At 70.8% G+C, this 12,768-nt stretch carries 8 protein-coding genes; 1 reads left to right on the plus strand and 7 read right to left on the minus strand.

Translation table 11 applies throughout. From position 1 onward, the window contains the following. Positions 1 to 4 precede the first annotated feature (4 nt). Entirely contained in the window at positions 5 to 349 is a 345-nt protein-coding gene (locus tag QF027_RS15520; RefSeq protein WP_306981897.1) for a hypothetical protein, read from the minus strand. A gap of 43 nt (positions 350 to 392) precedes the next feature. On the opposite strand from QF027_RS15520, the gene QF027_RS15525 reads away from it, so the two are divergent. Beyond that, positions 393 to 4,784, plus strand: a complete 4,392-nt coding sequence (locus QF027_RS15525) for a CHAT domain-containing tetratricopeptide repeat protein (RefSeq protein WP_307075127.1) — start codon at positions 393 to 395, stop codon at positions 4,782 to 4,784. Positions 4,785 to 4,845: 61 nt separating this feature from the next. Here the strand turns inward: QF027_RS15525 and QF027_RS15530 are convergent, their stop codons facing one another. The 6 genes from QF027_RS15530 to QF027_RS15555 form a co-directional block, all read right to left on the minus strand. Beyond that, entirely contained in the window at positions 4,846 to 5,964 is a 1,119-nt protein-coding gene (locus tag QF027_RS15530) for an SCO2400 family protein (RefSeq protein WP_307075130.1), read from the minus strand. 161 nt (positions 5,965 to 6,125) lie between these two features. Further along, the gene (gene yjfF / locus QF027_RS15535; protein ID WP_307075132.1) at positions 6,126 to 7,148 is read right to left on the minus strand and encodes a galactofuranose ABC transporter, permease protein YjfF; all 1,023 of its coding nucleotides are present in this window, start codon (positions 7,146 to 7,148) and stop codon (positions 6,126 to 6,128) included. Continuing rightward, the gene (locus QF027_RS15540; protein ID WP_306981888.1) at positions 7,148 to 8,233 is read right to left on the minus strand and encodes an ABC transporter permease; all 1,086 of its coding nucleotides are present in this window, start codon (positions 8,231 to 8,233) and stop codon (positions 7,148 to 7,150) included. Before QF027_RS15540 ends, yjfF begins: the two co-directional genes overlap by 1 nt. Further along, on the minus strand, positions 8,230 to 9,768 hold the full coding sequence (locus tag QF027_RS15545) for a sugar ABC transporter ATP-binding protein (RefSeq protein ID WP_307075135.1): 1,539 nt from the start codon (positions 9,766 to 9,768) through the stop codon (positions 8,230 to 8,232). Before QF027_RS15545 ends, QF027_RS15540 begins: the two co-directional genes overlap by 4 nt. Positions 9,769 to 9,883: 115 nt before the next feature. Beyond that, a complete protein-coding gene (locus tag QF027_RS15550) occupies positions 9,884 to 10,888 on the minus strand; it encodes an ABC transporter substrate-binding protein (protein ID WP_306981883.1) in 1,005 nt (334 codons plus the stop codon). 171 nt (positions 10,889 to 11,059) lie between these two features. Next, positions 11,060 to 12,106, minus strand: a complete 1,047-nt coding sequence (locus tag QF027_RS15555; protein WP_306981881.1) for a LacI family DNA-binding transcriptional regulator — start codon at positions 12,104 to 12,106, stop codon at positions 11,060 to 11,062. Positions 12,107 to 12,768 lie beyond the last annotated feature (662 nt).

The raw sequence follows: 12,768 nt of genomic DNA on the forward strand, positions 1-12,768 counted from the left end.
CGCGCTACCCCCGCTCCATGGGCCGGCCCATGACCGCGCAGCGCGGGATCGCACCCGCCGGTGGCGGTACCGCCGTCCGGTCGCAGGCGCCGTCCGGGCAGCGGAAGTTCTCCTGACGGGCGGTGCCCGACCCTGCTCCCGGCAGTCCCGTGGCGAGCGTGCGCAGGGTGGTCTCACGGTCGGTGTTCAGCAACTGGCCCAGCAGGGTGAGCACCGGGCGCCGGGCCCGCGCCTCGGCCACGATCCGTTCCAGCAGTTCCTGACGTGCCGCGGAGTGCAGCCCGGTCTCGCCGATCAGCGCGTCGAACTCCTTGCACAGCGTGGTCAGGGCCGATCGTTCGGCGTCCAACAGGGCTCCCTCTTCCGTCAGTCGGCCGATAGTCTCATGGGCGATGTCCTCCGACCACCGGCTCGATCCGGAGCAGCTGAACCAACGGGCGGTCGACCTTCTGGACTCGGCCACCCGAGCCGGTGACACGGCCCTGCTGGTCCGCTGCGTCTCGTTGTTCCGGAGCATTGTCGCCCTGACACCGCCGCACCATCCCCACCGTGCCACCCGCCTGTACAACCTCGCCGAGACCCACCGGGCGCTGTACGCACTGACGGGACGGGAGGACGACGCCGACCGGTCGATCGGCATCGGGCGACAGGCCGTGGCCGCCCTCCACGTCGGCGACCCGAACTCCGCGCTGATCCTGGGCAACCTCAGCGTCACCCATCTCCTTCGGTTCCAGCGGGTCGGGCACCCGAACGACCTGGACGAGGTCATCGAGTTCGGGGAACGGGCCGTCGTCGCGACCGGCGCCGACCTGAACATGGCGTTCTACCTGGCCACTCTCGCCACGGGCCTCTTGCTGCGGTTCCAGAGGACCGGGCACCTCGCGGACCTGGACCGGGCCGTGAACGCAGACGAGCGGGCGATGGCCGCCGCCCCCGCCGACTCCCCGCACCGGCAGACCATCCTGACCGACCTCGCCTCGGGCTACCTGCTCCGCCTCGAGAGGACCGGACATCTCGCCGACCTGAACCGCGCCATCGACACCGGCGAGCGCGCGATGGCCGTCATCCCCGCCGGCTCCCCCAACCAGGCGACGACCCTGACCAACCTCACCACAGGCCACCTGCTCCGCTTCGAGAGGACCGGACACCTCCCCGACCTGAACCGCGCCCTGGACACCGGCGAGCGCGCGATGGCCGTCATCCCCGCCGGCTCCCCCCACCAGGCGACGACCCTGACCAACCTCACCACAGGCCACCTGCTCCGCTTCGAGAGGACCCGGCACCTCGCCGACCTGAACCGCGCCATCGACACCGGCGAGCGCGCGATGGCCGCCGCCCCCGCCGACTCCCCTCACCGGCCGACCATCCTGACCAACCTCGCCATGGGTCACCTGCGGCGCTTCGAGGGAAGCGGGCACCTCACGGACCTGGACCGCGCCATCGACACCGGCGAGCGCGCGATGGCCGCCGCCCCTGCCGACTCCCCTCACCGACCGACCATCCTGACCAACCTCGGCGTCGCCTACTGGGCACGTTTCGAGAGGACCGGGCACCTCGCGGACCTGAACCGCGCCATCGACACCGGCGAGCGCGCGATGGCCGCCGCCCCCGCCGACTCCCCCCACCGGCCGACCATCCTGACCAACCTCGGCGTCGCCTACTGGGCACGCTTCGAGAGGACCGGGCACCTCGCGGACCTGAACCGCGCCATCGGGTCCGGGGAACAGGCCGCCGCCGACACCGGTAGCCCGCATCGAGTGACTGCCTTGTCGAACCTCGCCGTCGCCTGTCACGCCCGCTTCGAGCGGACCGGGAACCTGGCGGACCTGGACCGGGCCATCGGCCACCACGAACACGCGGTGGCAGCCGTCCCGGACGACGCGCCCGACGGCGCGACCTACCTGTCCAACCTCGGCATGGCGTACCACGCGCGGTTCGAACGGCTGGGGGAGGTGGCCGACCTGGACCGGGCCATCGGCCACCTCGGTCGTGCCGTGGCCACGGCACCCCAGGGGTACCGCCAGTTCGCGACGTTCCTGTCCAACCTCGGTGTCGCGTACCACGCGCGGTTCAAACGGCTAGGGGACGTGGGCGATCTGGACCGTACCGTCGCGTACTACGAACAGGCCGTCGCCGCCACGCCCACCGACCACCCGGATCGCGGGCCCCGCCTGTCCAACCTCGGTGCCGCGTACGACGCGCGCTTCGACCGGAACGCACACCCCGCCGACATGCACCGGGCCGTCGAGAGCCTGCAAAGAGCCGTCGCCGCGATACCCGCCGATCACCCCCTCCGCGCAACCGCCCTGAACAACCTCGCGGCGGCCCTGCGGAGGCGGTTCGAACAGATGGGGGACGTGGCCGATCTGGACCTGGCCGTCGCGCATCAGGAACAGGCCGTGGCCGACACGCCCACCGACCACCCGGATGTCGCGTACTGCCTGTCGAACCTCTGCCTCACCTACTGGTCCAGGTTCGCCCGCACCGGGGAGTTGTCCGACATGGATGCGGCCATCGATGCCGGCAGACGCGCGGTGGCCGCCGCACCGGACGACCATCCGGACCGTGCGATGTATCTGAACAACCTCGGCAACGCCCTCAGTCAACGGTTCGGGCACAGCGGTAGCCTTCACGACCTGGACCGGGCCGTCGCGCATTACGAACAGGCCCGGGCCGCCACGCCGAACGACCACCCGAACCGGGCCACATGGCTGTCCAACCTCGGGGTCGCCTACGGAGCGCGTTCCCAGCGGAGCCGCAAGCGGCCCGACTTCGACAACGCCGTCGATCTCGCGCTCCTGGCGCTCGCGGCCACCCCCGCCGACCATCCCGACCGGCTGCTGCGCCTGTACAACCTCGGGCGGGCCCATCAGATGCGGTACGAACACTCGGGCGATCCGGCCGACCTCGACCGCGCAGTCGACCTCGCGCGGGAGGCGGCCGCCGCCGTCCCCATCGGCCATCCGGCCCGCCCGCAGCATCTGTTCAACCTCGGCAATGCCTACCGGCTGCGGTTCCAGCGGACCGGCGCCACGTCCGACCTCGACCGCGCCGTCGACGCCGCCGAACAGGCGGTCACGGCCACCCCGGGAGACCATCCCAAGCGGGCCGCACGCATCTACTTCCTCGGGGCCTGTTACAGGAGGCGGTGGGACACCGACGGCGCCCTCGACCGGTCGCGGATCGCCCGGCTCGCGGAGGAAGCGCTCGCGGCCACGACGTCGCCCCCGCTCGACCGGGTCCGCGCCTGCTGGGCGGCGGGCCGACTCGCCTACGTACTGGACGAACCGCGCACCGCCCGGCTGCTGTTCGACACGGCGGTGGAGTTGCTGCCGTCGGTCGCGGCGCGGGAGACCTCGTCGGCGGACCACGAGCACCGCCTCGGCGCGAACCATGGACTGGTCGGCGAGACGATCGCCGTGCACTGTGCCCTCGACGATCCGGGCGGCGCGGTCCAGGCCGGTGAGCTGGGCCGGTCGATCCTGCTGGCATCCCGGCTGGCGCTGCGGACACCCCTCGCAGACCTGGAGGCCGAGCACCCCGCGCTGGCCCGCCGTCTGAGCCGCGTCCGCGATGCCCTCAACGCGCCGGATCCCCCGGCCATGGCCACGCCCGACGGCCAGGAACTCGATCACGTCGACCGGCGTAAAAGGCTGTGGACCGAGCACGACGCGGTACTGACGGAGATCCGCCGACTGCCGGGCCTGGACCGGTTCCTGCTCCCGCCGACGTGGAGCGAGCTGCGACCGACCGCCACCGGCGGGGCGGTCGTGCTGCTCAACGCCGGACTGCAGAGGTGCGACGGCATCGTCATCACCGCCGACGGGCCCCCGCTACTGGTACCGCTACCCGACCTGCGACTGGCCGAAGTCGAGGCGTGGGCCGCCGAGTTGACCGAAGCGACACACGACGCCACGTCGTTCACCGGCGAGCTGCGCCGGCAACGGGTGCTGACGGAGCTGCTCGGCCGGCTGTGGGACACGGCGGTCGAGCCGGTCCTCGACGCGGTCGAACACCGGCTCCGCCCGGACGACGGAGCACTCCCCCGCGTGTGGTGGATGCCGACCGGGCCGCTGGGGCTGCTGCCGCTGCACGCGGCCGGGCACCCCGGGCGGGCCGGAGCGCTCGACCGGGTGGTCGCGTCGTACACACCCACTCTGCGGACCCTGGCCCGTGTCCACGGGCGTCCGGCGGCGACAGTCCTGCGCCGGCTCACCGTCGCCCTCGACCGGACCCCGGGGCTACCGGACCTGCCGGCCACCGCCGCCGAGGCGGCGAGCCTGCACGCGGTCCATCCCGACATGCCGCTGCTGACCAACGAGCAGGCCACCGCCGCCCGGGTGACCGCAGCGCTCCCCGAGGCGAGCTGGGCGCACTTCGCCTGCCACGCCGGCACCGACCCCGACGCGCCGTCCGAGGGCGGGCTTCATCTCCACGACGGCGTGCTGTCCATCGCGGAGATCGGCCGCCGCGACCTCCATGAGGCCGAACTGGCATACCTGTCCGCGTGCTCCACCGGACACGTCGGCCGACGGCACGCGGACGAGTCCATCCACCTTGCCTCCGCGTTCCAACTGGCCGGGTTCCGGCATGTCGTCGCGAGTCTCTGGCCGCTGGACGACCGCGTCGCGGCCGGGGCGGCCGAGCACTTCTACCGGCTGATGCCGGACACACCGTCCGCCGACGACGCGGCGATCGTGCTCCATCGCGTCATTCAGGACCTGCGCGCCGAGCATCCCGGCCGACCGCACCTGTGGGCGTCGCTGATCCACAGCGGGCCATAGCGGAGTCCTCCACCGGGCACGACCGATCGGCGACCATCCCGACTTCACACACGCGGAGCCCCTACGTGCACCACCACAGGAAGCGTTCGCACTCCGTCGGGGACGGGTCCGGGCTCGGGGCCGCGGTGGTGGGGGTGACCGTGGGGGCCGAGCCACCGCTCGTGGACGTGGGCGTGGCGGTGGGGGTCGCCGCACCGGGAGGCTTGGCGGTCGCCGGCTGGGCGTCGGGGCTCCTGCTCGCGTCGGCGTCCCCGCTCTTGGACGCGGAGGGCGAAGGGGACTCGGAGATCGACGGGGACGGCGAGCCGGAGGGGACGGTCACACCGGAGTCGGCCTCCGCCGATGCCGACTCGCTCGCCTCCGGGGAAGCACCACCCTCGGCCGACTCCCCGCCCGCCGCGGCCGGCTTGGGGGAGGTTCCCGGGGCGTCCATGCCCAGCTCCGCGAGGCTCAGACCGCCGGCCGCGAGCACGAAGCCGGCGGCGATCAGCAGGGTCCGGCGGCGGCGCCGACGGTGGGCCGCGGCTTTGCGATCGCGGCGGCTCGCACCGCCTTCGGAACCGTCCTCGTCGTCCTCGCCGTAGTCGTCGTCATCGTCGCCATGACCGCCCTGACCGCCCTGACCGCCGTCGCCACCCCGGCCGTCGTGGGGAGTCCCGGAGTCGGATTCCTCGCCGGCCCGACCGCCACGGCCGCGGGCGCGTCGCCGCGCCGCCCGGCCGCCGGTCGGCTCCGCCACCGCATCGGCGGAGTCGTGGTCCGCGTCGGCGCCGTTGCCCGTCGGGCCGTGGTCCGCCCCGGTCGCCGCGACACCGTCACTCCCGTACGGGACAGACGCTTGACCGTCTCCGGCGTAGCCCGCGACACCCTGGCCCTCAGCGCCGTACGGCGTGCTCTCGTGGCCGTTCCCGGCGTACGCCCCGGACGCATCAAGGCCCGCGTACCCGCCCGTCCCGCCCACGTGGGCGTCACCCCCGTCGAGAACCCCGCCGTACTGCTCCTCGACTCCGTACATCGCGTACGCCGGTGCCGCGGTCTGCTGCGGCTGGGAGTGGGGCCGGCCCTGGGAGGGTATGTACGGCTGGGCCGTGTGCGCGCGCAGCGCTTCCGTCGAGGCGCCGCACCCCGGGCAGGCGAAGGCGCCGTTGAGGTGCCGTCGGCACGGGTCGCAGTAGTCCATGTCGCGGGAAGATTAAGTGCCCTGCGGGCGGAATTCCCAGGGCCTGTGGTGAAGGTTGTGTGGGGACCGGCCGTTCCGGCGCGGCGGATTGAGGATGATCCGCCCCATCGCGCCCAAACCGGCTTCCGAAGAACGCCGGAGCGGCCCGCGTCCCCCTCGGCTCAGGTTTTCTTACGGGTCGTCATGACCCGTTGGATCAGGATGAACGCGCAGAGCAGCACACCGGTGGCGATCTTCGTCCACCAGGAGCTGAGCGTGCCCTCGAACTGGATGATGCTCTTGATCAGGCCCAGGACGAGCACACCGAAGAGGGTGCCCAGGACGTAACCGGAGCCGCCCGTCAGCAGGGTGCCGCCGATGACCACCGCGGCGATCGCGTCGAGTTCCATGCCCACGGCGTGCAGCGGGTCGCCGGACTGGATGTAGAGCATGAAGAGCAGGCCCGCCAGAGCCGAGCAGAAGCCGCTCAGCGTGTAGACCGCGATCTTCGTGCCGCCCAGCGGCAGGCCCATCAGCAGGGCCGACTGCTCGTTGCCGCCGATGGCGTAGATCCGACGTCCGAAGCGGGTGTAGTGAAGGAGGTAGAACGCCCCGGCAAGGACGAGCAGGGCCACGACGGCACCGATCGACAGGTCCCCCACGCCCAGCGACACCCGCGTCTCGGCCAGACTGCTCACGGCCGAGTCGGTGATGGCGATCGACTCCTTGCTGATGACCAGGCACAGGCCCCGGAAGAGGAAGAGGCCTGCGAGTGTCACGATGAACGGCTGGATCTCGAAGTTGTGGATCACATAGCCCATGAGGAAGCCGCCGAACGCCCCCACGCCCAGGGATATGGGGATGACGACCAGCAGCGGCAGTCCCACGTCCTGCACCAGCCACGCCGTGAGCATCGTCGTGAAGCCGATCACCGAGCCCACGGACAGGTCGATGCCGCCGGACATGATGACGAAGGTGGCCCCGACGGCGGCGACCAGGAGGTAGCTGTTGTCGATGAACAGGTTGAGGAACACCTGCGAGTCGCCGAAGCCGTAGTTCACATAGCGGCTCAGTCCGCCGATGTACATCACGAGGAACAACGCCGCCGTGACCAGGACGGGCAGCCGCCGGTCACCGAGCAGGCGCGCGGCCTTGGACGGCGTACGGGTCTGCGGCGTCGTGGGGGTCTTGGTGGTCGTACTCATCACGACACCTCCATCTTGGGAGCGGAGTCGGCGGGCTCGGCGACCGCGGCGGGCGCCGCCGGGGCGGCGGTCTTCGCGCGGGCGCCGAAGACCTTGGCGCGGAACTTCGGGGACTGGAGGAGGCAGACGACGATGACGACGGCGGCCTTGAAGACCAGGTTGGTCTGGGTCGGGACGCCGATCGTGTAGATCGTGGTGGTCAGGGTCTGGATGACCAGGGCTCCCACCACCGTGCCGCCGATCGAGAACCGGCCGCCCAGCAGCGAGGTGCCGCCGATCACCACGGCGAGGATCGCGTCGAGCTCGATCCACAGGCCGGCGTTGTTGCCGTCCGCGGCCGAGGTGTTGGAGCTGATCATCAGGCCCGCGATGCCCGCGCACAGGGCGCAGAAGACGTACACCATGATCTTGATGCGGCGGGAGCGGATGCCGACCAGGCGGCTGGCCTCGGCGTTGCCGCCGACGGACTCGACGAGCAGGCCGAGGGCCGTGCGGCGGGTCAGCGCCACCGTGACGGCGACCACCGCGGCCACCACGAAGATGGAGAAGGGCAGGGTCAGCCAGTAGCCGCCGCCGATCAGCTTGTACGGCTCGCTGTTGATGGTGATGATCTGGCCGTCGGTGATCAGCTGGGCCACGCCGCGGCCGGCGACCATGATGATCAGCGTCGCGATGATCGGCTGGATGCCCATACGGGCGACGAGGAAGCCGTTCCAGAGGCCGCAGACGACCGCCGCTATCAGGCCCACGCCCATCGCCAGCAGCACTCCGGCCAGGGCGTCCTGGTCGGACTGGTCGCTGATGTACGAGCACGTCAGGGCGCCCGTGATGGCGACGACCGCGCCGACCGAGAGGTCGATGCCGCCGGTCGCGATGACGAGGGTCATGCCGACGGCCACCAGGATGAGGGGCGAGCCGAACAGCACGATCGAGACGAGGCTGCCGTAGAGGTGGCCGTCCGTCATGCGGATGGCGAAGAAGTCGGGTGTGAAGGGGACGTTGACGAGCAGCAGGGCCACCAGGACCACGATCGGCCAGAAGAGGTTGTGGCGCGTCAGTGCTCGCCAGCGGGAGGTGGTGGTCACTGCTGTTCTCCGCTCGCGATGGTCTCGAGGATCTTGCTGGTGGTGATCTCGGGCCCGTTGGTGAGCTGCGCGACCAGCTTGCGGTCGCGCAGGACGCCGATGGTGTGGCTGAGACGGAGGACCTCCTCCAGCTCGGCCGCGATGTAGAGCACGGACATGCCGTCCTCGGAGAGGGAGACCACCAGCTTCTGGATCTCCGTCTTGGCGCCGATGTCGATGCCGCGCGTCGGCTCGTCCAGGATCAGCAGCTTCGGCTGGGTGATCAGCCAGCGGGCGAGGAGCACCTTCTGCTGGTTTCCGCCGCTCAACTGGCCGACCCTGGCCTCCGGGTTGGCGGGGCGGATGTCCAGCGCCTTGATGTACTTGGCGACGAGTTCGTCGCGCTGGGCGGTGGGGATGGGCCGGGTCCAGCCGCGGGACGCCTGGAGGGCGAGGATGATGTTCTCGCGGACCGTCAGGTCGGGGACCAGGCCCTCGGCCTTGCGGTTCTCCGAGCAGAACGCGACCCCGGCGCCGATGGCGTCGTTCGGGGCGCTCATCGCCACCTGCTTGCCGCCGATGGTGACCTTGCCGCTGTCGGGCTGGTCGGCGCCGAAGAGCAGCCGGGCCAGTTCGGTGCGGCCGGAGCCCAGCAGGCCCGCGAGGCCCACGACTTCGCCCTTCTTGATGTCCAGGTCGAAGGGGGCGATACCGCCGCTCCGGCCGAGGCCCTCGGCCTTCAGCAGCGACTCGCCGACATCCGCGCGCAGTTGGTGGTCGTGGAGCTCCTCCAGCTGGTCCAGGGCCTTGCCGATCATCAGCTCGATCAGCCCGACCTGGTCGAGGTCGCGCACCAGGTGCTCGCCGACGAGGGTGCCGTTGCGCAGGACGGTCATGCGGTCGCAGATCTCGTAGATCTGGTCGAGGAAGTGCGAGACGAAGAGGATCGCGACGCCCTCGTCCCGCAACTGCCGCATCAGACGGAACAGTTCGAGGACCTCGTCGCGGTCGAGGCTGGAGGTCGGTTCGTCCAGGACCAGCACCTTGGTGCCGGAGCCCGAGCCGTCGCTGTCACCGGTGCCCACCGACCGTACGATCGCGACCAGTTGCTGCACCGCGAGGGGGTACGAGGACAGGGGCGCGGTGACGTCGATGTCGAGGCCGAGCCGGTCGACGAGCTCCGCGGCCTCCTTGCGCATGCGCTTCCACTGGATGCGGCCGGCGCGGGTGGGTTCACGGCCGATGAAGATGTTCTCCGCCACCGACAGGTTGGGGCAGAGGTTGACCTCCTGGTAGACCGTGCTGATGCCGGCGTGCTGCGCCTGGAGCGGGCTGCCGATCCGCACGGTCTTGCCGTCGAGGGTGATGGTGCCGCCGTCCAGGGTGTAGACCCCGGTCAGCACCTTGATCAGAGTGGACTTCCCCGCCCCGTTCTCGCCCATCAGGGCGTGTATCTCGCCGGGGAAGAGCCGGAAGTCGACGCCCGACAGAGCCCTTACCCCCGGAAACTCTTTGACTATGCCCGTCATCTCCAGGACGGGCTGCGGCTCTGCCATGGCAGCGCTCCTCGTGGAATCGGTTCAGGCCCGATACGGGCCCGGCCCGCGGGGAGCCTGACCGGCCGAGAGGTTCTCGGCCGGCGGAAGGCTCCCCGCCGGTGGGTGCGGTCGGTCAGTACTTGCGGGTCGGGAGCGCGGCCTTGGCCTGGTCCTGCATGAAGTCGCCCTCCTTGGTCTTGATCCAGCGCTCGACCGTGCCGCCGTCGTGGACCGTCTTCACGACCTCCATCAGCTGGGGGCCGAGCAGCGGGTTGCACTCCACGATGGCGTTGATCTTGCCCTCGGACATCGCGACGAAGCCGTCCTTCACGCCGTCGATCGAGACGATCAGGATGTCCTTGCCGGGCTTCTTGCCCGCCGCCTCGATGGACTGGATGGCGCCGATGGCCATGTCGTCGTTGTGCGCGAAGAGGACGTTGATGTCCGGGTTGGACTGGAGGAAGGCCGCCATGACCTGCTTGCCGCCGGCGCGGGTGAAGTCACCGGTCTGGCTGACGACGATCTTCCAGTCGTCGGCGTGGTCCGCGTCCATGACCTCCTTGAAGCCCTTGGCGCGCTCGATCGCCGGGGCGGCGCCGGTGGTGCCCTCCAGCTGGGCGATCTTCACCGCGCCCTTGTGGCCGGCCTTCGTCAGGACCTTCTCCAGGATCTTGCCGGCGCGGCGGCCCTCGTCGGTGAAGTCGGAGCCGACCAGGGTCACGTACAGGGACTCGTCGGAGGTCTCCACGGAGCGGTCGGTGAGGACCACCGGGATCTTCGCCGCCTTGGCCTCCTTGAGCACCGCGTCCCAGCCGGTGACGACCACCGGGGAGAAGGCGATGACGTCCACCTTCTGCGCGATGTAGCTGCGGATGGCGGAGATCTGGTTCTCCTGCTTCTGCTGGGCGTCGGAGAACTTCAGGTTGTACCCGGCCTCCTTGGCCGCGGACTTCACCGAGTCGGTGTTGGCGCTGCGCCAGCCACTCTCGGAGCCGACCTGGGAGAAACCGAGGGTGATCGTCTTGCTGCCGCTGGAGGACGTGCCGGTGGAACTGTCGTCCTCCTTGGCGCAGGCCGCCAGGGTGCCCGCGGCCGCCACACCGATCGCCGCGGTGAGGAAGTTTCTCCTGTTGAGCATGTTTCTTCTCCTTTGAAGAGCCGGCCCGAGGTCGGACCGGGTACTCGTTGGGCCCTCGTAACTCGATGGACCCTTGTACTCGGTGGGACCGACCCCGCTGTGTCCAGCCTGTCGATCATTATTCGAAATATCGGTCGTACTGATGCGCGAATACGGCAGGGCCGGTGCGCGTCAGTCGGAACCGTCCGCCGGTGGAGGCACGTGCGGAAACGTGCTGGCACGGACGACGAGCTGGGGTTCGATGAAGACCCCCTGGGCGCCGGAGGTGGACCGGCCCTCGATCAGATCCAGCAGCAAGGAGATGCTCCGCTTGCCCACCGCCGCGAAATCCTGCCGGACGGTCGTGAGCGGCGGGGCGAAGAACTCCGATTCCGGGATGTCGTCGAAGCCGACCACCGCGACGTCCTCGGGGGTGCGCACGCCCGCTTCGCGCAGCGCCCGCAACACCCCCAGTGCCATCTGGTCGTTGGCGACGAAGACGGCGGTCAGTCCACGGCCCACCCAGCCGGCCAGTTCCTGGCCCGCACGGTAGCCCGACAGCGGACTCCAGTCCCCCCGCAGCGGCACCGGCGGCTCGATGCCCGCCGCTTCGAGGGCCGCCCGCCAGCCGACGGTCCGGTCGACCGCCTCCTGCCAGTCCTCGGGCCCGGCGAGATGCCAGACCGTGCGGTGGCCGGCGGCCAGCAGATGACCGGTGGCCAGCCGGGCGCCCAGCTGCTGGTCCACGTTGACGCTGGGGATCTCGGCGCCGGACCCGGTCCCCACGGCCACCACCGGGAAGGGGCGCCGGAGTTCGGCGAGCGCCTCGGCCGCCGACCGCTGCGGGGCGAGGGCGATGACCCCCTCCACCCCACCCTCGCTGAGGTGGTCCAGGGCTTCGGACAGCGTCTCCACCACGAGCTTGCGCAGACTGACCGTCGAGACGGTGTACCCCTGGGCACGCGCCGCCTCCTCCAGCGCGAACAGCGTGCTGGCCGGCCCGTAGAGCGTGGTGTTGGACGAGACCACGCCCAGGGTCCGGGTGCGTCTGGTCACCAAGGCCCGCGCAGAGGAGTTGCGGCGGTAGCCCATCTCCTCGATCGCGTGCAGCACCTTGGCCCGCGTCTCGTCCCGCACGTTGGGGTGATCCCCCAGGACACGGGAGACCGTCTGGTGGGACACCCCGGCCAGACGGGCCACGTCGGCCATGGTGGGCGGCCGAAGCTGCAGGTGGTTCACGGCCGTACCTCCTTGGCGATCGTTGGACGACGGGACCTGTGTTGCGGACGGACGGTTGCGCGCTGCCCGGGGCACGCCGGAATTCCGGACATTTCCGCGACAACGGCAGGCAGAACGAGTGGAAGCACTGCCGGCACGACGCTCGAAACCCCCCTGGATGCCGACAGGCATCGATCGGTGGATGCGGAGGTCATTGTGAGCGCTAACAATTCATGGCGGTCAAGAGTTCTGCAGCGGGAAGTCGTCACGGTTGAATAACGCGACCGGCGGCAGGGGGTGGGGAGACGGCGGATCATGGCGGTCGTCCCGCTCCCGCCACGGGTCCGGTCCGGCGGCGCCGACGCGCGGTTCGGGACGGCCGCACATCCCTTCGGGGACACCGCCCGACGGTCCACAATCCCCCCGCACGCCGCCCGCCCGGCGGGGCGACGCCGCGGGAACCTCTCGTCGCGCACGAGTTCGCCGACGAGAAGGCTCCGGCGCCCAACCCGCCCCGGGCCACACCGCGTCCGGTGAGCGTCACCAGATCCACCGCACGCGCTCACCCGTCAGAGGCGGGCAAGGCGCAGGCCGCGGGCCCGGCACGCTCTCCCGCGCGCCGCCCGAGGCGACGATCGCGAGCCTCGGTCCGTGCCGTCTACGGGGCGGGGCGAGTACCGTCC

The sequence above is a fragment of the Streptomyces canus genome, from assembly GCF_030816965.1.
Classification (GTDB): Bacteria; Actinomycetota; Actinomycetes; order Streptomycetales; family Streptomycetaceae; genus Streptomyces; species Streptomyces canus_E.

Bases quoted from the DNA above. Each gene is read 5' to 3' on its own strand.
- QF027_RS15525 (WP_307075127.1), top strand. From the start codon at position 393: ATGTCCTCCGACCACCGGCTCGATCCGGAGCAGCTGAACCAACGGGCG.
- QF027_RS15530 (WP_307075130.1), bottom strand. From the start codon at position 5,964: ATGGACTACTGCGACCCGTGCCGACGGCACCTCAACGGCGCCTTCGCC.
- QF027_RS15545 (WP_307075135.1), bottom strand. From the start codon at position 9,768: ATGGCAGAGCCGCAGCCCGTCCTGGAGATGACGGGCATAGTCAAAGAG.
- QF027_RS15550 (WP_306981883.1), bottom strand. From the start codon at position 10,888: ATGCTCAACAGGAGAAACTTCCTCACCGCGGCGATCGGTGTGGCGGCC.
- yjfF (WP_307075132.1), bottom strand. From the start codon at position 7,148: ATGAGTACGACCACCAAGACCCCCACGACGCCGCAGACCCGTACGCCG.